Origin of the sequence: Mycobacterium sp. 236(2023), assembly GCF_029623955.1 — a bacterium.
GTDB lineage: Bacteria > Actinomycetota > Actinomycetes > Mycobacteriales > Mycobacteriaceae > Mycobacterium.
In genome coordinates, this window is the sequence record NZ_JARSBP010000011.1 from 51,354 (window position 1) to 73,848 (window position 22,495).

General features: G+C 67.0%; 20 protein-coding genes. 9 read left to right on the plus strand and 11 right to left on the minus strand.

Features of this window, described 5'->3' with window-relative positions:
- Position 1: 1 nt before the first annotated feature.
- The gene (locus tag P9A17_RS30520) at positions 2 to 640 is read right to left on the minus strand and encodes a hypothetical protein (RefSeq protein ID WP_278042541.1); all 639 of its coding nucleotides are present in this window, start codon (positions 638 to 640) and stop codon (positions 2 to 4) included.
- Positions 637 to 1,905, minus strand: coding sequence for a threonine/serine exporter family protein (locus P9A17_RS30525; protein ID WP_278042542.1), 1,269 nt, complete (start codon positions 1,903 to 1,905; stop codon positions 637 to 639). The genes P9A17_RS30520 and P9A17_RS30525 overlap by 4 nt, the downstream gene beginning before the upstream one ends.
- A 31-nt stretch (positions 1,906 to 1,936) precedes the next feature.
- Here P9A17_RS30525 and P9A17_RS30530 point away from each other — a divergent pair, with 31 nt between their 5' ends.
- The 5 genes from P9A17_RS30530 to secG all read left to right on the plus strand — a co-directional run bounded on the left by P9A17_RS30530 (position 1,937) and on the right by secG (position 6,056).
- Positions 1,937 to 2,650, plus strand: coding sequence for an ABC transporter substrate-binding protein (locus P9A17_RS30530; RefSeq protein WP_278042543.1), 714 nt, complete (start codon positions 1,937 to 1,939; stop codon positions 2,648 to 2,650).
- Between the two features lie 104 nt (positions 2,651 to 2,754).
- On the plus strand, positions 2,755 to 3,777 hold the full coding sequence (gene gap / locus P9A17_RS30535; protein ID WP_278042544.1) for a type I glyceraldehyde-3-phosphate dehydrogenase: 1,023 nt from the start codon (positions 2,755 to 2,757) through the stop codon (positions 3,775 to 3,777).
- Between the two features lie 2 nt (positions 3,778 to 3,779).
- Positions 3,780 to 4,991, plus strand: coding sequence for a phosphoglycerate kinase (locus tag P9A17_RS30540; RefSeq protein ID WP_278042545.1), 1,212 nt, complete (start codon positions 3,780 to 3,782; stop codon positions 4,989 to 4,991).
- Positions 4,991 to 5,776 carry a triose-phosphate isomerase gene (tpiA, locus tag P9A17_RS30545; protein WP_278042546.1) on the plus strand — a complete coding sequence of 262 codons (786 nt, stop codon included), beginning with the start codon at positions 4,991 to 4,993 and terminating at the stop codon, positions 5,774 to 5,776. Before P9A17_RS30540 ends, tpiA begins: the two co-directional genes overlap by 1 nt.
- A gap of 43 nt (positions 5,777 to 5,819) precedes the next feature.
- Positions 5,820 to 6,056 carry a preprotein translocase subunit SecG gene (gene secG, locus P9A17_RS30550; RefSeq protein ID WP_278042548.1) on the plus strand — a complete coding sequence of 79 codons (237 nt, stop codon included), beginning with the start codon at positions 5,820 to 5,822 and terminating at the stop codon, positions 6,054 to 6,056.
- On the opposite strand, the gene P9A17_RS30555 is transcribed toward secG, so the two are convergent.
- Positions 6,040 to 7,683, minus strand: coding sequence for an amidohydrolase (locus tag P9A17_RS30555; RefSeq protein WP_278042550.1), 1,644 nt, complete (start codon positions 7,681 to 7,683; stop codon positions 6,040 to 6,042). The genes secG and P9A17_RS30555 overlap by 17 nt on opposite strands.
- A 64-nt stretch (positions 7,684 to 7,747) precedes the next feature.
- Here P9A17_RS30555 and ppc point away from each other — a divergent pair, with 64 nt between their 5' ends.
- The gene (ppc, locus tag P9A17_RS30560; RefSeq protein WP_278042551.1) at positions 7,748 to 10,534 is read left to right on the plus strand and encodes a phosphoenolpyruvate carboxylase; all 2,787 of its coding nucleotides are present in this window, start codon (positions 7,748 to 7,750) and stop codon (positions 10,532 to 10,534) included.
- Here the strand turns inward: ppc and P9A17_RS30565 are convergent.
- Together P9A17_RS30565 and P9A17_RS30570 are read right to left on the minus strand one after the other, a co-directional pair.
- Complete coding sequence (locus tag P9A17_RS30565; RefSeq protein ID WP_278042552.1) at positions 10,509 to 11,783, minus strand: cytochrome P450; 1,275 nt, start codon at positions 11,781 to 11,783, stop codon at positions 10,509 to 10,511. The genes ppc and P9A17_RS30565 overlap by 26 nt on opposite strands.
- The gene (locus P9A17_RS30570; protein WP_278042553.1) at positions 11,780 to 12,151 is read right to left on the minus strand and encodes an ATPase; all 372 of its coding nucleotides are present in this window, start codon (positions 12,149 to 12,151) and stop codon (positions 11,780 to 11,782) included. The genes P9A17_RS30565 and P9A17_RS30570 overlap by 4 nt, the downstream gene beginning before the upstream one ends.
- Positions 12,152 to 12,237: 86 nt before the next feature.
- Here P9A17_RS30570 and P9A17_RS30575 point away from each other — a divergent pair, with 86 nt between their 5' ends.
- Positions 12,238 to 12,633 carry a DUF6632 domain-containing protein gene (locus tag P9A17_RS30575; RefSeq protein WP_278042554.1) on the plus strand — a complete coding sequence of 132 codons (396 nt, stop codon included), beginning with the start codon at positions 12,238 to 12,240 and terminating at the stop codon, positions 12,631 to 12,633.
- Here P9A17_RS30575 and pgl read toward each other — a convergent pair.
- From pgl to tkt, 5 genes are read right to left on the minus strand one after another with little or no spacing between them, the layout of a single operon-like run.
- Entirely contained in the window at positions 12,619 to 13,353 is a 735-nt protein-coding gene (gene pgl, locus P9A17_RS30580; protein ID WP_278042555.1) for a 6-phosphogluconolactonase, read from the minus strand. The genes P9A17_RS30575 and pgl overlap by 15 nt on opposite strands.
- Positions 13,350 to 14,261 carry a glucose-6-phosphate dehydrogenase assembly protein OpcA gene (gene opcA / locus P9A17_RS30585; protein ID WP_278042556.1) on the minus strand — a complete coding sequence of 304 codons (912 nt, stop codon included), beginning with the start codon at positions 14,259 to 14,261 and terminating at the stop codon, positions 13,350 to 13,352. The genes pgl and opcA overlap by 4 nt, the downstream gene beginning before the upstream one ends.
- Positions 14,258 to 15,787, minus strand: coding sequence for a glucose-6-phosphate dehydrogenase (gene zwf / locus P9A17_RS30590; protein WP_278042557.1), 1,530 nt, complete (start codon positions 15,785 to 15,787; stop codon positions 14,258 to 14,260). Before zwf ends, opcA begins: the two co-directional genes overlap by 4 nt.
- Positions 15,788 to 15,798: 11 nt before the next feature.
- Positions 15,799 to 16,917 (minus strand): transaldolase, encoded by a 1,119-nt coding sequence (tal, locus tag P9A17_RS30595; RefSeq protein WP_278042588.1) that lies wholly within the window; start codon positions 16,915 to 16,917, stop codon positions 15,799 to 15,801.
- A 25-nt stretch (positions 16,918 to 16,942) separates the two neighbouring features.
- On the minus strand, positions 16,943 to 19,033 hold the full coding sequence (gene tkt / locus P9A17_RS30600) for a transketolase (protein ID WP_278042558.1): 2,091 nt from the start codon (positions 19,031 to 19,033) through the stop codon (positions 16,943 to 16,945).
- Positions 19,034 to 19,288: 255 nt separating this feature from the next.
- Here tkt and P9A17_RS30605 point away from each other — a divergent pair, with 255 nt between their 5' ends.
- Both P9A17_RS30605 and P9A17_RS30610 read left to right on the plus strand, forming a co-directional pair.
- A complete protein-coding gene (locus P9A17_RS30605; protein WP_278042589.1) occupies positions 19,289 to 20,182 on the plus strand; it encodes a heme o synthase in 894 nt (297 codons plus the stop codon).
- Positions 20,183 to 20,198: 16 nt separating this feature from the next.
- Entirely contained in the window at positions 20,199 to 21,170 is a 972-nt protein-coding gene (locus P9A17_RS30610) for a DUF1254 domain-containing protein (RefSeq protein WP_278042559.1), read from the plus strand.
- On the opposite strand, the gene P9A17_RS30615 is transcribed toward P9A17_RS30610, so the two are convergent.
- On the minus strand, positions 21,146 to 22,480 hold the full coding sequence (locus tag P9A17_RS30615; protein ID WP_278042560.1) for a hypothetical protein: 1,335 nt from the start codon (positions 22,478 to 22,480) through the stop codon (positions 21,146 to 21,148). The genes P9A17_RS30610 and P9A17_RS30615 overlap by 25 nt on opposite strands.
- Positions 22,481 to 22,495 lie beyond the last annotated feature (15 nt).

Here is a 22,495-nt window from a genome sequence, read left to right on the forward strand (position 1 = left end):
CTTAGAACAGGTTGTCGAGCGCCTTGCGGTCGATCGGATCGAACTCGTGGTCCTCGACGTGCATGTAGCGGCGGACCCGGTTGACGAAGTCGTTGATCGACTGGTTGAAGGCATCGGTCGCCGCGTTGCGCTTGTCCGCTGCCAGTGCACTGGTGATCTCCTGCGCGAACGCGGTATAGATCACGCGCTGTGCGCTGTCGGCGATATCGCTGGGTGCCACCAGCCGCAGTTCGGTGAGCAGCGTGATGGCGCGCTTGATGTCCTCTTCGAGCAGCCCGGTGACGCGCACGACCCGGAACATCACCGCCAGGCGGTTCAGGTTGTCGGGGATCGTCGGGTCGACTTCTCGCGCCATCTCGACGAACTCGCCGTGGTCTTCGGTATGGGCCAGCTTGTGCGTCAGCTCGGCCCATTCGTCGGAGATCTGCTTGAGGCCGGCGCTGGCCACCGAGATCTCGGTCATCGCGGCGACGAATCGGATCGTCGCATCACGCAGCAGGTCGAACCTTTGCCTGTCCTCCTCCTGCACGCTCTGACGCTCATGCGTCTTCTTCGCGGTCCAGTAGGTCGCGAGCCCGCCAACCGTCGTGCCGAGCAGGCTCGCGGAAGCGGTGATCGCCGGAATCACCCAGTCGCTCATGAGGGGAGTATCCGCTGAAACCTCGACCTCAACTGCAGGATTGCCTCCCACACCAGGAGTCCCGCCTGGATTCCGAGGGCGATCGACATCATCGAGATGAGCGTGACGGCGACGGCGCCGCCGCTGTCGTTGCCGATCAGCTCGGTGACGCCGATGAATCCGAGCGAACCGGGCACCAGAAGCCAGAACCCCGGCAACAGCAGCGTCGCCGCCGACGGCGTGTTCGGCCGGCGTGCGATCACCAGGGCGCACAGCGTCAGCGCCAGCCCTCCGCCGAAACCGCTCGCGTAGCTGCCCAGCCCGGCGTTGGCCAGCACCTGGCCCGAGTAGGAGACGAACAGGATCACCAGCATCCACGGCATGAAGCGGGTGGGTGGGCCGTGGTAGAGGAAGAGTCCGACCGCGTAGAGGGCACATCCCAGCCACGGCGACCACGGGCCGAACCGGTCCACCGACGCCACGCTGAGCTCGTCGGTGGACAGGCCGACCACCTGGGTGGCGATCAAAATGCCAAAGGCAAGCTGCGCCAGCCGAATTCCGCCGGCGATCAGTCGGGCGGAACCCGCGATCATGTCGCGCCCGCTGAGCTCGATGACGGCCAGCGTGATGGCGGTACCGGGCAGGAACATCACGAGCACCGGTGCCAGCGCCCGCAAACTGCCCTCGCCCAGGTGCAGCCAGCGGCCCAGCAGGAATGCGCTGAGCGCCACCAGGAACGCGGCGACGACAGGCAGCAGCTGCGTCAGCGCCTCGCTGCGCCGCGCGAACAGGCCGAGCAGCCCGACGCCGAATCCGAGGGTTACCGCGGCGAGCAACGCGATCACATTCGGCTGCAGGATCAGCGCGAACGCCGCGCTCTGCAACGTGTAACCCAGGACGAATGCCCACGCCGAGAACCGCGGCCGCATCGCGTCGATGCGGTCGAGCTCAGCGAGCCCCTCCTCGGCGGTGATCTCGCCGCGCTCGGCCTTCTCCGCAAGCGCGGACAGCGGAAACGTCTGGTCGAAGCGCAGGTCGCGCTCCGCACTCTCGACCCGCAACGTGGTGCCCTCGGCATGGTCGCCGCCGCCGAGCTGGATGTAGTTGGGCAGGATCAGCATCTCGCGCGACACGCCGTACCTGTCGGCCGCGGCCGACAGCGCCCGCCGCACCATGCCGATGGGGTAGTTCGCCGCGATCATCGCTGCGCCCAGCCGCGCCAGGAACGCCATCGGCGCCGTGTGTGCCGATCGCGGCGGAGGTTCGGCATCCGCAAGGTCGTCCACGGGCGGGACAGTAGACCTCTACCGTGGCCTCATGAGTGATTTACGGGTCGGTGTGGCCTACCCGGATCCGCCGTTCAACGCTATGCCCGGTCAGGGCGGTCTCGACATCGACGTGATGACCGCCCTGGCCGGCGCGATCGGGGAGCAGGCCGAGTTCGTCGCCTATGACGGCGCCGACTTCGACGGCATCTTCGACCGACTCGACGCGGGCGACTACGACTGCGTCATCGCGGGCACCACCGTCACTCCGGAGCGGCAGCAGCGCGCGGCGTTTCTGCCGCCGTACGTGATCGCGGGGCAGGGCCTCGCGGTGGACACGTCGCGGCTGCCTGAGGTGCGGTCCGTCGACGACCTGGCAGGCCTGACGATCGGTGTGCAGCGCGGCAACACCAGCAGGCCGCTCGCCGAACAGCTGGTGGCCGACGGCAAGGCCGAACACGTCCGCGTCTACGACTACGGCGCGGTCAGCACCGCGATCGCCGACCTGGTCACCGGCGGTTGCGACGTCGTCATCAAACTCGCCCCGGCGCTCGCCGAACTGGTCAAAGCGGTGCCCGGCGTGGAGGTCGTCCAGCGGGGTTTGTCCGTCGAGGACATCGCGATCGCCGTCAAACAATCTGACCAGCAGCTTCTCGCCCGTCTGCAGGTCGCGCAGGCCGAACTCGAAGAGGACGGCACCTTCCAGCGGCTCCGGCGAAAATGGCTCGGCAATCCGTACGTCGACCAGAGCTCGGGATTGCTCTAGCTGCAGTGGGGCGACCGCGCGCGGCCTTGAGGTCAACCACTAGGCTTGTCGCCGAGCAGTTCGCAGAGATCGACCTATAGAGATCAAGCTATGAGGAGACAGACGTGACGATCCGGGTAGGCGTGAACGGCTTCGGCCGTATCGGGCGCAACTTCTTCCGTGCATTGGATGCGCAGAAGGCCGCGGGCAAGAACACCGATATCGAGATCATCGCGGTCAACGACCTGACCTCCAACGCGACGTTGGCGCATCTGCTGAAGTTCGACTCGATCCTGGGCCGCCTGCCCTACGACGTCAGCCTCGAAGGCGAGGACACCATCGTCGTCGGCGACACCAAGATCAAGGCGCTCGAGGTCAAGGAAGGCCCGGCGGCGCTGCCCTGGGGTGACCTCGGTGTCGACGTCGTCGTCGAATCGACGGGCATCTTCACCAAGCGCGACAAGGCCCAGGGCCACCTCGACGCCGGCGCCAAGAAGGTCATCATCTCGGCGCCCGCCAGCGACGAGGACATCACGATCGTGCTCGGCGTCAACGACGACAAGTACGACGGCAGCCAGAACATCATCTCCAACGCGTCGTGCACCACGAACTGCCTCGGCCCGCTGGCCAAGGTCCTCAACGACGAATTCGGCATCGTCAAGGGCCTGATGACGACGATCCACGCTTACACCCAGGACCAGAACCTGCAGGACGGCCCGCACGGCGATCTACGCCGCGCCCGCGCCGCCGCGATCAACATCGTCCCGACCTCCACGGGTGCGGCCAAGGCCATCGGCCTGGTGCTGCCCGAGCTGAAGGGCAAGCTCGACGGCTACGCGCTGCGCGTGCCGATCCCCACGGGTTCGGTCACCGACCTCACCGCCGAGCTGGCCAAGCCCGGCACCGTCGACGAAATCAACGCCGCGATGAAGGCCGCCGCCGACGGGCCTCTCAAGGGCATCCTGAAGTACTACGACGCACCGATCGTGTCGAGCGACATCGTCACCGATCCGCACAGCTCGCTGTTCGACTCCGGCCTGACCAAGGTCATCGACAACCAGGCCAAGGTCGTCTCTTGGTACGACAACGAGTGGGGATACTCCAACCGCCTCGTCGACCTGGTCGGCCTGGTCGGCAAGTCGCTGTAGCGATGGGCATCAAATCCCTCGAAGACCTGCTCGCAGAGGGAGTTTCGGGACGGGGCGTCCTGGTGCGCTCCGACCTGAACGTCCCGCTCGACGGGAACACCATCACCGATCCCGGCCGCATCATCGCCTCGGTGCCGACGTTGAAGGCATTGAGTGACGCCGGCGCGAAGGTCGTCGTCACCGCGCACCTCGGGAGGCCGAAGGGTGAGCCGGATCCCAAGTTCTCGCTGGCGCCGGTCGCAAAGGCGCTCGGGGACAAGCTCGGACGGCATGTGCAGCTGGCCAGGGATGTCGTCGGCAGCGACGCGCTCGCGCGCGCCGAAGGGCTGACGGATGGCGACATCCTGCTGCTGGAGAACATCCGCTTCGATCCGCGGGAGACCAGCAAGGACGACGCCGAACGCCTCAAGCTGGCCAAGGCGCTGGTCGAACTCGTCGGAGAGGACGGCGCATTCGTCAGTGACGGGTTCGGTGTGGTGCACCGCAAGCAGGCGTCGGTCTACGACGTCGCGACGCTGCTGCCGCACTACGCGGGCACGCTGGTCGACACCGAGATCAAGGTGCTGGCGCAGCTGACCGAATCCACGGAGCGGCCGTATGCGGTGGTGCTCGGCGGGTCGAAGGTCTCGGACAAGCTCGCCGTCATCGAGAGCCTTGCGACCAAAGCTGACAGCCTCGTCATCGGTGGCGGGATGTGCTTCACGTTCCTTGCTGCACAAGGTCTTTCGGTGGGCAGCTCGCTGCTCGAAGAGAGCATGATCGAGACCTGCCACAAGCTGCTCGACGACTACGGCGACGTGCTGCATCTGCCCGTCGACATCGTGGTCGCCGAGAAGTTCGCGGCCGACTCCCCGCCGGAGACCGTGGCCGCCGACAAGATCCCGGCGGACAAGATGGGCCTCGACATCGGCCCCGAGTCGGTCAAGCGGTTCAGCGCGCTGCTGTCGAATGCGAAGACGATCTTCTGGAACGGCCCGATGGGCGTGTTCGAGTTCCCGGCGTTCGCCGCGGGCACCAAGGGGATTGCCGAGGCCATCATCGGCGCTACCGGTAAGGGCGCGTTCAGCGTCGTCGGCGGCGGCGACTCGGCCGCGGCGGTTCGCCAGCTCGGCCTGCCCGAGGACGGTTTCTCGCACATTTCCACCGGTGGCGGCGCGTCGCTGGAATACCTTGAGGGCAAGACCCTGCCCGGCATCGACGTACTGGAGTCCTGATGGCACGTAAGCCGCTGATCGCCGGCAACTGGAAGATGAACCTGAACCATTTCGAGGCGATCGCGCTGGTTCAGAAGATCGCATTCTCGTTGCCGGACAAGTACTTCGACCGGGTCGACGTGACGGTCATCCCGCCGTTCACCGATCTGCGCAGCGTGCAGACGCTCGTCGACGGCGACAAGCTGCGGCTCACCTACGGCGCGCAGGACGTGTCGCAGCACGACTCGGGCGCCTACACGGGTGAGATCAGCGGCGCGTTCCTGGCGAAGCTGGGCTGCACGTTCGCGGTGGTCGGCCACTCCGAGCGGCGGACCTATCACCACGAGGACGACGCGCTGGTCGCCGCAAAGGCGCTCGCCGCGCTCAGGCACGGTCTGTCGCCGATCATCTGCATCGGGGAACAGCTCGAGGTGCGCGAGGCAGGCAACCATGTCGAGTTCAACGTGAACTCGCTGCGGGCCTCGCTGGCAGGTCTGTCGGCCGAGCAGATCGGCCAGTCCGTCATCGCCTACGAGCCCGTCTGGGCGATCGGTACCGGCCGCGTCGCCAGCGCCGCCGACGCGCAGGAAGTGTGCAAGGCCATCCGCGACGAGCTGGCGAACCTGGCATCCGCTGACATCGCCGCCGGCGTCCGCGTGCTCTACGGCGGGTCGGTCAACGCCAAGAACGTCGGCGAGATCGTCGGCCAGGGTGATGTGGACGGCGCGCTGGTCGGCGGGGCGTCGCTGGACGGCGAACAGTTCGCGACGCTGTCGGCGATCGCCGCGGGCGGGCCGCTGCCGTGAACGGCACATCAGCCGCTGCCGTGAGCCTGATAACCTAGCTCCCATGCAATTGGCTCTGCAGATCACCCTGGTCGTGACCAGTGTTCTGGTTGTGCTCCTGGTTCTGCTGCACCGCGCCAAGGGCGGCGGCCTGTCCAGCCTGTTCGGTGGCGGCGTCCAGTCCAGCCTGTCCGGCTCCACCGTCGTCGAGAAGAACCTCGACCGTTTGACGCTGTTCGTGACCGGTATCTGGATCGTCTCGATCGTCGGTATGGCGCTCTCCATCAAATACGGGGTCTAGGGAACCAGCTTCCCTCGTAGACCGTCCCGAGAATGTCGACCTGGTTCAGTCGCGCCGGTTCGACAGCGTACGGATCCTCGGCCAGCACCGTGAAGTTCGCGGCTTTCCCCGGCGTGATGCTGCCCAGCTCATGCTCCATGCGCCACGAATAGGCGGCTTCGATCGTGACGGCCCGCAGTGCGTCGTGCACTGAGATGCGTTGCTCGGGCCCGGCCACCCGTCCGCTCGGTGTCAGACGATTCACGCCGCACCAGGCGAGCGTCAACGGCGCCGCGGGCCCCATCGGCAGGTCCGAGTGGAACGACAGCGGGATTCCGCGCCGAAGCACTGAGGCAGCCCGCACCATCGCGTCGGCGCGCTTCCGTCCAAGACCGTGTTCGGCGTACTTATCTGCGAAACCGACGGGGTAGTACGAATTCGCCGAGACGATCGCGCCGAGCCGGGCGATCCGGTCGATCTGCTCCTCGGTCGAATTGGCGAAGTGCACGATGACGGTGCGGTGATCTTCCCGGTGGTGCTCGGCCATACAGGATTCGATCGTGTCGAGGACCAGGTCCAGCGCGGCATCCCCGTTGACGTGTATGTGTAACTGCCAGCCCGCATTCCAGTAGACCCGCGCAAAGGCCCGGAAGGTGTCCGGCTGCATCATCCACTCGCCGTGGTGGCACAGGTCGGGGTGGCCATCATCGTCGAGGTACGGCTCGCGCATCTGCATCAACTGGCTGATGATCGCGCCGTCGGCGAACAGCTTCACCTGCTTGGGCAGCAGCCGCACCTTTCCCTCGCAGGCACCGGCCACCTGCCGTTCCGCGTCGGCCACTGCATCCTCGGGCGCCATCCCGGAGTCGGCCTGGCTGCGCGCGTCCATAAGGAACGTCGACAGCATCGGCGTCTCCTCGGCGCCGAGGATCTGCTGATACAGCGGCCACGGTTCGAGGTCCCACATGATGCCGGGCTCGTTGAACGCCGTGACCCCGTTGCCGCGCAGATAGGCGACCATCTGACGCAGACCCAGCGCGATCCGCTCGTCGGTCAAGAAGTGCGGGGACAGCGACGGCAGCAGCTGGTTCATCCCGGTCTCCCACCAGTGGCCGGCATCGAGGTCGACCATCGGGCCGCCCGCCGTGATGCCGAGCGCGGCGATCGCCGCCGAGTTCAGGAACCATTCGTGGCAGCTGCGCTGCCACACCGCGATGGGCCGCACGGTACTGATGCCGTCGAGCACGGTCCGGTCGAGGTCGCCGTGCCACAGCTTGTGGTACCCCCAGCTGAACAGCCATTCGCCGGGCGCAAGAGCCGCCTCCGCCGCCGTCAGCCGCGACCGGTACTCGTCCCGTGACCGCGCGGCCGGACAGAACCGGCCCGGCAGGTCCCAATCCTCGGTCGCGATCACCTCGGTGACCAGCGTCGTCGCTCCGAGGACTGGGTGGAGGTGCTGGTCGATCAGGCCCGGCATCAGGACGGCGTCAGCGAACGTGGTGTCGATCTGCGCGACGGAGTGCTCGGTGAGTTCACCGGCCTCGTCGACTGCCGTGATGCGCCCGTCGGTGACCAGGACCGCCGTCGTCTCCGGATGGTCTGCATCCATCGTGATGACCTTGCGGGCGATGAACAGCGTGCCAGTCACAGGGCTCATCCTGCCCTGTGGGCCTCGCTCTGCGGGCCCGTCAGGCAACCCGGATAATTGGCCAATGGCTTCCCCCGACCTCGAACCGATCGGAGCGGTGCAGCGCACCCAAGTAGGCCGGGAGGCGACCGAACCGATGCGGGAGGACATTCGGCTGCTCGGCGCGATTCTCGGTGACACGGTCCGTGAGCAGAACGGTGACGAGGTGTTCGACCTCGTCGAGCGCGCACGTGTGGAGGCGTTTCGGGTTCGGCGCTCCGAGATCGACCGCGCCGACGTCGCGAAGTTGTTCGAAGGTGTCGACGTCCATCTCGCGATCCCGGTGATCCGGGCGTTCACCCACTTCGCCCTGCTGGCCAACGTGGCCGAGGACATCCACCGTGAGCGCAGGCGCAGGATCCACGAAGCCGCGGGGGAGCCGCCGCAGGACAGCAGGCTCGCTGCCACCTATCTGAAGCTCGACGACGCGGAGTTGCCTGCCGAAACCGTTGCCGATGCCCTGCGCGGCGCGCTGGTGTCCCCGGTGATCACGGCGCACCCGACGGAGACGCGACGCCGAACCGTGTTCGACACGCAGCACCGCATCACCGAGCTGATGCGGATGCGGCTGCACGGGCACAGCGAGACCGCCGACGGCCGCGACGTCGACGCCGAACTGCGTCGCCACATCCTGACGCTGTGGCAGACCGCCCTGATCCGGTTGTCGCGGTTGAAGATCCAGGATGAGATCGAGACCGGGCTGCGGTACTACCCGGCCGCGTTCTTCGAGGTGATCCCGCAGGTGAACGCCGAAGTGCGGGCGGCGCTGCAGCAGCGCTGGCCAGATGCCGACCTGCTGGAGGAGCCGATCCTGCGACCGGGTTCGTGGATCGGCGGCGATCGGGACGGCAACCCCAACGTGACCGCTGAAGTCGTGCGGCTGGCCACCGGCCAGGCGGCCTACACCGCGTTCACGCACTACTTCACCGAGCTCACCGCGCTCGAGCAGGAGCTCTCGATGTCGGTGCGGCTGGTCCACATCAGCGACGAGCTGGCCGCCCTCGCCGACGCGTGCAACGAGCCGGCCCGCGCGGACGAACCGTATCGCCGTGCGCTGCGCGTCGTGCACGCGCGCTTGACCGCCACCGCGCAGACCATCCTGGACCGCCAACCCGAGCACGAACTCGATCTCGGGATGGACCCGTATCTGGCGCCCGGGGAACTGCTCGACGATCTGGACGTCGTCGATGAGTCGCTGCGTGCCAACGGCAGCGCAGCGCTTGCCGACGACAGGCTGGCGCGACTGCGAGAAGCTGTGCGCGTCTTCGGTTTTCACTTGTCCGGGCTGGACATGCGGCAGAACTCCGATGTGCACGAGGAGGTCATCGCCGAGCTGCTGGCGTGGGCGGGTGTGCATGCCGACTACGCATCGCTGAGCGAGGATGAACGAGTCGAGATCCTGGCCGCCGAGCTGGGTACGCGCCGGCCGCTGATCGGCACTGGCGCCGAGCTGTCCGAGCTGGCCCGGAAAGAACTCGACATCGTCTTCGCCGCGGCGCGGGCGGTTCACGTGTTCGGGCCGCAGGCAGTGCCGAACTACATCATCTCGATGTGCCAGTCGGTCTCCGACATGCTCGAAGCGGCGATCCTGCTGAAGGAAGCCGGACTGCTGGACGCGTCATCGGAGCACCCGTATGCGCCCGTCGGCGTCGTCCCGTTGTTCGAGACCATCGACGACCTGCAGCGCGGTTCGTCGATTCTCGAAGCAGCGCTTGACCTTCCGCTGTACCGGGCGGTCATCACCGCTCGCGGTGACAGCCAGGAGGTCATGCTCGGCTACTCGGACTCCAACAAGGACGGCGGCTACCTGGCCGCGAACTGGGCGCTCTACCGCGCCGAGCTCGACCTGGTGGAGACGTCCCGCAAGACCGGAATCCGGTTGCGGCTCTTTCACGGTCGCGGCGGCACCGTCGGCCGCGGCGGCGGACCGAGCTACGACGCGATCCTGGCGCAGCCACCGGGCGCGGTGCAGGGATCGCTGCGCATCACCGAGCAGGGCGAGGTCATCGCCGCCAAGTACGCCGAACCGCGGATCGCGCACCGCAACCTGGAGACGCTGCTGGCCGCGACGCTGGAGGGCACGTTGCTCGACGTCGAGGGGTTGGGCGACGCAGCGGAACCCGCGTACGAGGTGCTCGACGATCTCGCCGCCCGCGCGCAGCGCGCGTACGCCGAATTGGTCCACGAGACACCGGGATTCGTCGAGTATTTCAAGGCGTCCACCCCGGTCAGCGAGATCGGTGCGCTCAACATCGGCAGCAGGCCGACGTCGCGCAAACCGACCACGTCGATCTCGGATCTGCGGGCGATCCCATGGGTGCTGGCCTGGAGCCAGTCACGCGTCATGCTGCCGGGCTGGTACGGCACCGGCACCGCCTTCGAGGAATGGATCGCCGAAGAGGACGGCCGACTCGAAGTGCTGCAGGACCTGTACCGGCGCTGGCCGTTCTTCGCGACGGTGCTGTCCAACATGGCACAGGTGCTGTCGAAGTCGGATCTCGGTCTGGCCGCGCGCTATTCGGAGCTGGTCGAGGATGAGGCGCTGCGGAGCCGCGTGTTCGACAAGATCGTCGACGAGCACGCCCGCACCATCCGGATGCACAAGCTGATCACCGGGCAGGACGACCTGCTGGCCGACAACCCGTCGCTGGCCCGCTCGGTGTTCAACCGTTTCCCGTACCTGGAGCCGCTGAACCATCTGCAAGTGGAGTTGTTGCGGCGCTATCGCTCCGGGGACGAGGACGAACTGGTCCAGCGCGGCATTCTGCTGACGATGAGCGGACTGGCTACGGCGCTGCGCAATAGCGGATAGGGCACGGGCCGGCTGCGCGTGCGACGCCGCCGATCTGGGCGGGCACCGGCTGCGGGTGGGCATCCCAGCCAGGTGTCATGTCGTAACGGCTCAGCAGGTAGGCCATCGCGGTCGTCATCGCGGTCAGCGAGAACGGCTGCGCGGGACAGGAATGCTTCCCGTGGCCGAACGCGGTGACCAGCATCGGTGACGGGAGCTGGTCGCGGTCCTTGAGGCGGTAGCCCGACCATCGGTCCGGCTCCCAGTGCTCCAGGCCCGGCGTGGCGGACGTGTTCAACAGCGGCAGCAGCGTCGCGATGGTCCACCCTGCGGGCACCCGGTAGGTGACGTCGCCGGTGTCGAGGTCCACGGGTCGGAGCACCGTGCGCGCCATGATGGAGCGCTGCGCCAGCCGAATGCTCTCCAGCGCGCACTTCTGCGCCCAGTCGGTGTCTCCCGCCGCGACGCGGGCGCGATCGTCGGGGTGCCGCAGCAGATCGACCACGGCCCAGCCCAGCGCGGCCATCAGATTCGACATCGAAGCGTTGTGGATGAGGGCCACGTCCAGCGCGATGCCGCGTAGCCGGCGGTCACCGGATTCGTCGGCCCACGCGTCGACGATCCGACCGAACAGGCCACCGTCATGTGCGGCGACCGACGCTCCGACAACGTCGACGATGTCATCCAGCGCCTCGCGCTCGACCCGCTTGCCCGTGGCGGCGACCTGGGCCATCGCGTCGGGGTGTACGAACGCGTCCGAGCCGTCGAGAGCGTCGAAGTCCCTGACCAGCCTCTCGAACGCGTCGCCGTCGGCGCACCCCGGCCCCGCCCACGAGGCCAGGCCCATCCGGTGCCCGAGGCGTCGCGTCAACGCGAACAGGTCGGTCGTGCCCTCTGCGCCGAGTTCGGTGCCGGTCGATTCCAGGGCCGCGGCGAGGTTGGTCAGGTAGGACGCAACGTCGTCCTTGCGGAACAGCGACGTCGGCAGCGTCCTTCTGCCGTCGAAGATCTCGTCGGGCAGCTTGCGTTTGAGCATCAGGAAATCAGCGAGGCCCTTGCTCGCCGATTCCTCCGGTAGGGCATAGAACGATTCGACACCGGCGGGGGAGAACGTGAACAGGTAGCGGTCGTCGCCGCTGTGCACGGCGAAGGTGTCCCCGTGGGTGGTTCGGGCCTCGTGGATCGCGGCGACGGCATCGCCGACGGTGACATCCCACGGCAAGCCGGTTTCGGGTGCCGACGGAGGTACGGGTACCGGGGCTGCGGTCAAAGCCCGGCGGTGCGGCGCACCCGCTCGACCGCACCGCGAATCGCCTGTTCGGTGGCGGCGATCGGTAAGATCACTGATTCGCCGAGGCCGACGATGCGCTCCACGCGGGCGACGATGCCCTCCATTCTGTCGACGACGGCGATGAGGCGCGGTGCGAGCTCGTTGATCTGGCTGATGGTGCCGTTGAAGCGCTCCAGCGTGGCATCCAGGTTGCCGGTCGAGTGGTTGAGATCTTCGAGCGTCTCGCTCAGGCCCTCAAGGATCGTGTCGACCTGCTCGACGGTGACGTCGGCGTTGAGGGCCGCCTGCGCGAGCTTGCGGATGCGCTCGGGCCCGGTCCTGACCGGTCTGCCGCCTTTGTCTGCCATTGCGCCAGTATGACCCACGGCATCTGGTGTGCATTCAGATCGATAAATCGCCCGGATCGGCGCTCTGAGCGCACACTGGAAGCGCCATGACCTCAGCGACCAGTTATCGACTTCTCCGCATCGCACTGGCCGTTGCCGGCGCCGCGATGATCCTGCTGTATCCGCTGTCCGTCGTCTGGCCATCGGGCTGGTCGTGGCACCACGGCGCGCCCTACGAATCCGACTACTTCATGATGATCGTCGGCGTCTACGTCGTGCTCGGCGCCTTTCTGATCAACGCGTCACGGTGGCCCGAGGCTCACATCAGCCTGATCTGGTTCGCGGTGTGGTCCAGCGCCGTCCACGCCGCGATCATGGCGGTGCAGGCCTTGGCCAGTCCCCACCAGCGCGGGCACCTTCTCGGAGACGTTCCCGCTCTACTGGTCGCCGCGGCCGTCGTCGCGGTGCTCCTCAAGACTTCCGGTGTGTCACGGCAGCTTTGAGGCTGCCTCCTCGTCGAGAAGCCAGACCGTGGCCTCGCTGCCGGTGGCGCCTGCGGCCGGCACGTCCACAGGCTTGGCGCCGCCGATCGCCGCAGCCACCGCGTCGGCCTTCGCCTCGCCGGACACCACCAGCCAGACCTCGCGCGAGCGCGCGATCGCAGGCAACGTCAACGTGATTCGCCGCGGCGGCGGCTTGGGGGAGTCCGTCACGCCGACAACCAGCCGTTCGGTTTCCTGAACGGCCGCGGTGTGCGGAAACAACGAATTGATGTGACCCTCGCCGCCCATGCCCAGCAGATGCACGTCGAACTCCGTCGTCGCACCGACGAAGGTCTCCTCCAACAGCTGTGCGTAGCCCTCTGCAGCGGCGTCGAGGTCGTCGCCGAATTCGCCGTCGCTTGCGGCCATCACGTGGACGTTCTCTTCCGGGATGCCGACATGGTCCAGCAGGGCTTCACGAGCCTGCTTCTCGTTGCGTTCGTCGTCGTCGGCCGGGACGAACCTTTCGTCGCCCCAGTAGATGTGAACCTTCGACCAGTCGATCTCACCGCTGCGTTCACCGACCCGCTTCAACAGGCCGATCCCGGTGCCGCCACCGGTCAGAACGATCGTCGCCTCGTTCCGTGCCTCGATCGCCGTCGTGATGACGCCGACCAGTCGGTCTCCGGCCGCGGCGACCAAAGCCGCAGTGTCGGAATACTTCTCGATCGTCACCGTCATACGTATTCCACCTTCTCAATTCCCTTGAGCGCCTCGAAGTAGATCTCGTCGGCATCGAGGCGACGCATGTCCTCAGCCAGACATTCGCGAGTTTCCCTGCGGGCCAACGGAACCAACGCGTCGGGCTTCGCATCACGGGTGATCTTCGCGGTGACCCCCTCCTGTGGGCGACTCAACACGATCGTCTCACTGTCGCGCACGAGCTCGACTTTCAGCTCGCCGACGGCGCGCCGCACCGGCCCGTCGATCCGGCTGGCAAGCCAGCCCGCCAGGACGTCGAGTGCGGGTTCGGTGGCAAGGCCCGACACAAGCGCCGAGCTGATCGGTTCATGGGGCGGCTCGTCCACTGCCGCGGCAAGCAGCGCACGCCAGTACGTGATTCGGCTCCACGCCAGGTCGGTGTCGCCCGGCGTATAGCCCTCCAGCCGGCCCTTGATCGACTCGAGCGGATCGGTGCCATTGGTGGCATCGGTGATTCGGCGCAGCGCCAGCTTGCCCAGCGGGTCCTGCGCTGGAACCGGGGGAGCGACATCGGGCCACCAGGTGACTACGGGGGTGTCGGGCAGCAGGAACGGCATCACCACGCTGCTGGCATGGTTGGCCAGCGGACCCGAAAGTCTCAACACGACAACCTCGTTGGCGCCGGCATCGCTGCCGACCCTGAGTTGTGCGTCCAACCGCGCCTTATCCGCACGACGATCGCCGGGGGCGACCACGATGACGCGACATGGATGCTCGCGGCTGGCCGCGTTGGCGGCGTCGATGGACTCTTCGAGGACGGCTTCGGTGTCCGGTGCGATGACCAGCGTGAGGACACGACCGAGCGTGATGGCCCCACCCTCTTCGCGCAGCGCCTGAATTCTCTTGTTGATGGCCCCGGTGTCCGTGTCCGGCATATCGATGATCACGGGCGTCTCCATTCCCGGCCGGTACGGCGCAGCATCTCGAACGCCGAATCCGGGCCCCAGCCGCCAGCCTCATAGGGGTCGGGCTTTCCGTGGGATGCCCAGTATTCCAGCGCGGGATCAAGGATTTTCCAGGCCAGCTCGACCTCTTCGTTGACCGGAAACAGCGACGGCTCACCCAGCAGGACGTCCAGAATTAGGCGCTCGTAGGCCTCGGGCGACTCCTCGGCGAATGCCGAGCCGTACGAGAAGTCCATGCTGACGTCGCGGACTTCCATCTGATTCCCGGGCACCTTGGAACCGAAGCGCAACGTGATGCCCTCATCGGGTTGTACCCGGATCACCAACGCGTTCTGCCCGAGTTCCTCGGTCATCGTCGCGTCGAACGGCAGATGCGGTGCCCGGTTGAAGATCAGCGCGATCTCGGTGACCCTGCGGCCGAGGCGTTTTCCGGTGCGCAGATAGAACGGGACGCCAGCCCAGCGGCGGGTGTCGACGTCGACGGTGATCGCCGCGAACGTCTCGGTGGTCGAGTTCGACGAGAAACCTTCCTCCTCGAGAAGCCCGACCACACGCTCGCCGCCCTGCCAACCGGCGGTGTACTGACCGCGGGCCGTGGTCTCATCCAATGGTTCAGCGAGTCGGCTGGCCGAGAGCACCTTGATCTTCTCGGCCTGCAGCTCATCGGGGGAGAAGCTGACCGGTTCCTCCATGGCGGTGAGTGCCAGCAGCTGCAACAGGTGGTTCTGGATGACGTCGCGGGCGGCGCCGACCCCGTCGTAGTAGCCGCCTCGCCCACCCAGCCCGATGTCCTCGGCCATCGTGATCTGCACGCTGTCGACGTAGTGCGAATTCCACACCGGTTCGAACAGTTCGTTGGCGAACCGCAGCGCCAGGATGTTCTGCACCGTCTCCTTGCCCAGATAGTGGTCGATCCGGAAGACCGACGACTCGGGGAACACCTCGTTGACGATGGCGTTGAGCTCTTCGGCGCTCTTGAGGTCGTGACCGAACGGCTTCTCGATGACCACGCGGCTCCAGTGCCCGTCGGCCTTCTTCGCCAGTCCGGTCTTCGACAGCTGTTCGAGCACCTGCGGAAATGCCTTCGGCGGAATGGACAGGTAGAACGCGTGATTGCCACCCGTGCCGCGTTCGGCGTCGAGTTTGTCCAACGTCTCGGCCAGGCGGGCGAATCCGGCTTCGTCGTCGAACGACCCCTGGACGAAACGGAAACCTTCGGCGAGGCGATCCCACACTTCCTGCCGGAACGGCGTGCGGGCGTGCTGCTTGACGGCCTCGTACACCACCTGCCCGAAGTCCTCGTCGGCCCAATCGCGCCGGGCGAACCCGACCAGCGCGAACGACGGAGGCAGCAGGCCCCGGTTGGCGAGGTCGTAGATCGCCGGCATCAGCTTCTTGCGGGCCAGATCTCCGGTGACACCGAAGATGACCACACTGCACGGACCCGCGATGCGGGGCATGCGCTTGTCGCGCTTGTCCCGCAACGGGTTACGCCACGGCTCGGTCATGTTCTACCGGGTCACTTCTTGTCGTCGAGTTGACCCTGGGTGGCTTCCAGCAGCTCGTGCCAGGACTTCTCGAACTTCTCCACGCCCTCGTTCTCCAGCACCACGAACACGTCGGTCAGATCGATGCCGACTGCAGCGAGCTGGTCGAAGATCTCCTGCGCTTCGGACGAGCGGCCGGTGACGGTGTCACCGGTGATTACGCCGTGATCGGCAACCGCGTCTAGCGTCTTCTCCGGCATGGTGTTCACGGTGTTCGGGGCCACCAGCTCAGTGACGTAGAGGGTGTCCGAGTAGTCCGGATTCTTGACGCCGGTGGATGCCCACAGTGGGCGCTGCACTCGTGCGCCTGCGTCTTTCAGCGCGGAGAACCGATCGCCACCGAGGAAGATCTCCTCGTAAGCGGCGTACGCCAGGCGGGCGTTGGCGACGCCCGCCTTGCCGCGCAGCGCCAGCGCGTCTTCGCTTCCGAGATCTTCGAGCCGCTTGTCGATCTCGGTGTCGACGCGGGACACGAAGAACGAAGCGACGGAGTGGATCCGGGAGAGATCGTGACCGGCCTCCTTCGCCTTCTCCAGGCCCTGCAGGTAGGCGTCCATCACCAAGCGGTAGCGCTCGACGGAGAAGATCAGCGTCACGTTCACCGAGATGCCTTCGGCCAGAACGGAAGCGATGGCGGGCACGCCCGCCTCGGTGGCCGGGATCTTGATCAGCAGGTTGGGGCGATCGACGATCTTCCACAGCTCGATGGCCTGCAGGATCGTCTTGTCGGTGTCGTGCGCCAGACGCGGGTCGACCTCGATGGACACCCGGCCGTCGACGCCGCCGGACTGCTCGTAGATCTTGGCGAACACGTCGCAGGCGTTGCGGACGTCGTCGGTGGTGACGGTGCGGATCGTCGCGTCGACGTCGGCGCCCCGCTCGGCGAGTTCCTTGATCTGCGCGTCGTAGGCATCGCCCTTCGACAGCGCGGCCTGGAAGATCGACGGGTTCGTCGTGACCCCGACGATGCTCTTGGTGTCGATGAGCTCCTGCAGGTTGCCGGTCTGCAGACGCTCACGGGACAGATCGTCGAGCCAGACGGATACGCCGGCTCTGGACAGTGCGGCCAGATTCTCGTTCTGGGTCATGATGGTTGCCCTTCGTGTGGGTTGACGGTCAGTTTGCGATGGTGCGTTCGGCCGCGGCCACCACTGCCTCGGGGGTGAATCCGAACTCGCGGAACAGCGTCTTGTCGTCGGCGGATTCGCCATAGTGCTCGATGGAGATGATCTCGCCGGTGTCGCCGACGAGCTTGTACCAACTCTGTGCCACTGCCGCCTCGACGGCGACCCTTGCGGACACCCCGGGCGGGAGCACGCTGTCGCGGTATTCCTTGGGCTGCGATTCGAACCATTCGACGCAGGGCATCGACACCACCGCGGCGGTGATGTTCTTCTCTGCCAACAACTTCTTCGCTTCGACCGCCAACTGCAGCTCCGAGCCTGTTCCGATGAGGATGACGTCGGCGCCTGTGGAGTCACCTCCGCCGAGGACATATCCGCCTCGGGCGACACCTGCGGCGTCGGTGCCCTCGAGCACGGGGATTCCCTGCCGGGTCAGGATGAAACCGACCGGGCCGCTGCCGTTGCCGCGGGCGACGATGCTCTTCCACGCGTACGCGGTCTCGTTCGGATCGCCCGGACGGACGACCGACAGGTTCGGGATGGCCCGCAACGCCGCGAGGTGCTCGATCGGCTGGTGGGTCGGGCCGTCCTCTCCGAGACCGATCGAGTCGTGGGTCCAGATGTAGATCGTGTCGATGTCCATCAGCGACGCCAGACGCACCGCGGGACGCATGTAGTCCGAGAACTGCAGGAACGTCCCGCCGAAGGCGCGGGTGGGGCCGTGCAGCACGATGCCCGACAGGATTGACCCCATCGCATGCTCGCGGATGCCGAAGTGCAGCACCCGGCCGTACCAGTCGGCGGTGAAGTCCTCCGTCGAAATCGACGGCGGCCCAAACGAGTTCACGCCCTTGATGGTGGTGTTGTTGGAGCCCGCCAGGTCGGCCGAACCGCCCCACAGCTCGGGCAGTTTGGGGGCGACGTCGTTGAGCACCTGACCGAACGCCGCGCGCGTGGCGACGGCCTTGGAGCCCGGCTCCCATACGGTGATGTCGGCGTCCCAGCCCTCGGGCAGTTCCTGGGCCAGCAGCCGGTCGAGCAGCTTCTTGCGCTCGGGCTCGCGCTCGGCCCACGCGTCGAATGCCGGCTGCCACTTCTCGTGGGCTTCCTGGCCGCGGGCCTGCAGGCTGCGGGTGTGGGCGATGACCTCGTCGCTGACCTCGAATTTCTTGTCGGGGTCGAACCCGAGAACCTTTTTGGTCGCGGCGACTTCTTCGTCTCCCAGTGCCGAGCCGTGCACCCCGCCGGTGTTCATCTTCGTGGGCGCGGGATAGCCGATGATCGTGCGCACCGCGATGAACGACGGCTTGTCCGTGACCTTCTTGGCTTCGGCGATCGCCTGCTCGATACCGACGACGTTTTCGCCGCCCTCGACCTCCTGGACATGCCAGCCGTAGGCGCGATAGCGGGCCGCGACGTCCTCGGACAGGGCGATGTCGGTGTCGTGCTCGATGGAAATGTGGTTCTTGTCGTAGAAGACGATGAGGTTGCCGAGCTGCTGGGTGCCGGCCAACGAGGACGCCTCGCTGGTGACGCCCTCCTCGATGTCACCGTCGGAGGCGATCACATAGATGAAGTGATCGAAGGGGCTCTCCCCGGGCGGGGCGTCCGGATCGAACAGGCCGCGCTCGTAACGTGCCGCCATCGCCATGCCCACCGCCGAGGCCAGACCCTGGCCGAGGGGGCCGGTGGTGATCTCGACGCCCTTGGTGTGACGGAACTCGGGGTGTCCGGGGGTCTTGGACTTGAACGTCCGCAGCGACTCGATGTCGGAGAGCTCAAGGCCGAAGCCGCCGAGATACAGCTGGATGTACAGCGTCAGGCTGGAGTGACCGCAGGACAGGATGAAGCGGTCCCGGCCGAGCCAGTGAACGTCGTTGGGGTCGTGGCGCATCTGCCGCTGGAACAGCGTGTAGGCCAGTGGGGCGAGGCTCATCGCGGTGCCGGGATGGCCGTTTCCGACCTTCTGCACGGCGTCGGCGGCCAGCACACGCACGGTGTCGACCGCGCGGGAATCGAGGTCCGTCCAGTCTTCAGGGTGGTTGGGCCGGGTGAGGGAATTGATCTCTTCGATCGTGGTCACGAAGGGCGCTCCTTGGCTCGGCGGGCAGTGTTGGTGCGACTGTCAATCCGCTGCAACCACCCTAGTGGTGAACGCCTGGGCGACGCAGAGGTCATCCCGGTCTCCAGGTGAACAGACCCTGCATTTTCAGACACCGGCACCGGCGGTCTACCATCCTCTGTAGTAGACGCGCGTCGGTGCTGAAGGTGTTGGTAAGGAGTTGGTTGCGTGAGAATTCGCGAAGGCCACCTCGTCGGCGATGCCACCGAGGGTCCGATCGGATTCCGCACCCGGCTGATGGGCTACATCGGCCTGACCAAGCCCCGCGTCATCGAGCTGCTTCTCGTCACCACGATCCCGGCGATGCTCCTGGCGAACCGCGGCACGGTCGACCCCCTGCTGATACTGAACACACTGGTCGGCGGCCTGCTGGCGGCGGCGGGCGCCAACACGCTGAACTGCGTCGCCGATGCCGACATCGACAAGAAGATGAAGCGCACCGAGCGCCGGGCCCTGGCCCGCGCGACGGTGCCGCGCAGCCACGCTCTGGTGTTCGGCCTGACGCTGTCGGTCGCGTCGTTCTTCTGGCTCTGGTGGACGACGAACATGTTGTCGGCGCATCTGGCCGGCGCCACCATCGCGTTCTACGTGCTGGTCTACACGCTGTTGCTCAAGCGACGCACGTCGCAGAACGTGGTGTGGGGCGGGGCGGCCGGCTGCATGCCGGTGATGATCGGCTGGTCCGCGGTGACCGGAACCATCCAGTGGCCCGCGCTGGTCATGTTCGCGATCATCTTCTTCTGGACGCCGCCACACACCTGGGCGCTGGCGATGCGCTACAAGGAGGATTACGAGGCGGCCGGTGTTCCGATGCTGCCCGTGGTCGCGACCGAGCTGCAGGTCACCAAGCAGATTTTGGTGTACACCTGGCTGACCGTGATCGCCACGCTGGCTCTCGCGCTGACGACCGGCTGGCTCTACATGTCGGTGGCGATCCTCGCCGGAACCTGGTTCCTCGTGATGGCCCACCAGCTCTACGCCGGCGTGCGCCGGGGTGAGCCGGTGAAACCGCTGCGGCTGTTCCTGCAGTCGAACAACTACCTGGCTGTGGTGTTCCTCGCGCTCGCCGTCGACTCGGCCCTGGCTCTGCCGACACTGCTGCACGTCTGACCAGCGACGTCCGGCCATGACCATCCACGTCTCGCCGGACAATTTCATCCGCGCCGAAACGGACCTGTACTTCGGCAACATCCTCAGAGGCGGAGTGCTCGGACAGTTCGTCCACTTCCATGATCTCGGGCCGATCGACGCGCAACTCGTGGTGCGGCAGAACCGCGACACGCTGTACTCCGCGGCCGTCTTCGATCTGGACGCGGGACCGGTCAGCGTCACGCTGCCCGACGCCGGCTCCCGGTACCGCTCGATGCAGGTGATCACGCAGGATCACTACGTCCCCGAGTTCAGCTATGCCGCGGGCCCGCACACGTTCAGCCGCGAAGACATCGGGACCCGCTACGTGATGCTCGCGCTGCGCACGCTCGTCGACCCGAACGACCCCGCCGATCTCACCGCAGTGCACGCACTGCAGGACGGCGTCGTCGTCGAGCAGGCGGGCCGCGGTTCGTTCGACGTCCCGGACTGGGATCCCCACAGTCAGAAGGCGGTGCGCGACGCCCTGGTGACGTTGTTCGCGACGCTGCCCGACACCAGGGGAATGTTCGGCGCCGAGGGCGCCGTCGACCCGGTGCGACGGCTGATCGGTGCCGCCGCGGCGTGGGGCGGCAATCCCGAGCGCGAAGCGCTGTATCTGCCGGTCACACCGGACGACAACGACGGGCAGACCGTGCACAAGCTGACCGTGAGCGACGTCCCCGTCGACGGCTTCTGGTCGGTCACCGTCTACAACGCCGACGGGTACTTCACGCCGAATCCGGCGAACGCGTACTCGCTCAACAACATCACCGCGGTTCCGGATGCCGACGGCGCGGTGACCATCCGGTTCGGTGGCTGCGACGACTCGGTGCCCAACTGTCTGCCGATCACGCCGGGCTGGAATTACCTGGTCCGGCTGTACCGCCCACGGCCCGAAATTCTGAACGGGCCGTGGACGTTTCCGTCGGCGCAGCCGATCGGTCAGTCCGACTCAGAGGCTCCCTGAGTCCCGGATCCGCTGTCTCCCGAGGCGCCGTCGGTGCCGCCGGGCCCGCCTGCACCGCCGGCACCCCCGTCGCCGCCCGCGGCGGTACCGCTGCCACCGGGTTCGATCGATCCGTCGCCGCCGTCACCGCCGCGGCCACCGTCACCCCGGACGTCCCCGCCCTTGCCGCCGTCGCCGCCGTTGCCGCCCTTGGCGTTTCCGTTACCGGAGGCGTCACCGCCGCGCCCACCGTCACCGCCGCTGCCCACACCGTTGGTGTATCCGCCCGCGCCACCCTCGCCGCCGGTCGCGTCACCGTCGAGCGATACGGCCTCGCCGCCTTCGCCGCCCTTGCCGCCGTTTCCGATGTTGGTCGACCCACCCGCTCCGCCGGCGCCACCTTGGGCATCGGCCTCGCCGAACGCTTCGCCGTAGCCACCCGCTCCACCGTTGCCGGCGTTGTTGCCCCAGGCGGGTCCGCCCAGGCCGCCCGCGCCGCCGGTCGCGACGGTGCCCGCGGCGGAGGCTTCGCCCTCGCCACCGTCGCCGCCGTCGCCACCCACACCGAAGAAGTTGGCTCCGCCGACGCCGCCTGCGCCACCGGTGGCGTTGCCGTTCTCCGAATAGGCGTAGCCGCCGGCGCCTGCTTTGCCCGCCGTTCCGAGGACGGCCCTGCCGCCAATTCCGCCGGCACCGCCGACCGCATCGTTGCGGGCGGCGTCCGTACCCGTGAAGCTGCTTTCATTGATGTCCGCGCCGCCGGTACCGCCGTCGCCTGCGCGGCCGAACAGGCCCGCGCCTCCGCCGAACCCTCCGGTGCCGGCAGCCGAGACCAGCTCACCCTGGTCGTTGTAGACGGCCGCGACACCGTCGCCGCCGCGACCACCGTTGCCGAAGAGGAGGCCGGCCGCACCTCCCGAGCCGCCGTTGAGGCCCGCGCCGCCGTTGCCGCCGAGCAACCCGCCGGCGCCGCCGTTGCAGGCGGCACCTTCGCAGCCCTCGACTGCGTCGAGTCCGTCGCCGATGAGCCATCCGCCGGGTCCGATGATCGGCCGGTACAGCGGGTTAGCGTCGGCCGAAGCTCGGGTTGCCTGCACCGCAAGAGCCTCGTCACGCCGGTCGCTGCCGCCGCCGAGGTTGAGCAGGAGAAGGGCCTCTTCGTTTGAGACCAGCTGCACCGCATGGCTTTCCGGGGCCACCGAATCGACGTCAGTCAGCGCCAACGCGCCGATACCAGCCATCGCCGCACTGGTGGCGCCCGCTGCCACGCCGACAATCAGGTACGTACGAATTGCCATCGAGCGTTCGCCCGACGTGGCCCGCCTTGCCATGGGAATTCCCTTCAG

Excerpts from the sequence above, each read along its gene's own strand:
- P9A17_RS30520 (WP_278042541.1), bottom strand. The coding sequence starts at position 640 with ATGAGCGACTGGGTGATTCCGGCGATCACCGCTTCCGCGAGCCTGCTC.
- P9A17_RS30530 (WP_278042543.1), top strand. The coding sequence starts at position 1,937 with ATGAGTGATTTACGGGTCGGTGTGGCCTACCCGGATCCGCCGTTCAAC.
- P9A17_RS30540 (WP_278042545.1), top strand. The coding sequence starts at position 3,780 with ATGGGCATCAAATCCCTCGAAGACCTGCTCGCAGAGGGAGTTTCGGGA.
- tpiA (WP_278042546.1), top strand. The coding sequence starts at position 4,991 with ATGGCACGTAAGCCGCTGATCGCCGGCAACTGGAAGATGAACCTGAAC.
- secG (WP_278042548.1), top strand. The coding sequence starts at position 5,820 with ATGCAATTGGCTCTGCAGATCACCCTGGTCGTGACCAGTGTTCTGGTT.
- ppc (WP_278042551.1), top strand. The coding sequence starts at position 7,748 with ATGGCTTCCCCCGACCTCGAACCGATCGGAGCGGTGCAGCGCACCCAA.
- P9A17_RS30570 (WP_278042553.1), bottom strand. The coding sequence starts at position 12,151 with ATGGCAGACAAAGGCGGCAGACCGGTCAGGACCGGGCCCGAGCGCATC.
- P9A17_RS30575 (WP_278042554.1), top strand. The coding sequence starts at position 12,238 with ATGACCTCAGCGACCAGTTATCGACTTCTCCGCATCGCACTGGCCGTT.
- pgl (WP_278042555.1), bottom strand. The coding sequence starts at position 13,353 with ATGACGGTGACGATCGAGAAGTATTCCGACACTGCGGCTTTGGTCGCC.
- zwf (WP_278042557.1), bottom strand. The coding sequence starts at position 15,787 with ATGACCGAGCCGTGGCGTAACCCGTTGCGGGACAAGCGCGACAAGCGC.
- P9A17_RS30610 (WP_278042559.1), top strand. The coding sequence starts at position 20,199 with ATGACCATCCACGTCTCGCCGGACAATTTCATCCGCGCCGAAACGGAC.
- P9A17_RS30615 (WP_278042560.1), bottom strand. The coding sequence starts at position 22,480 with ATGGCAAGGCGGGCCACGTCGGGCGAACGCTCGATGGCAATTCGTACG.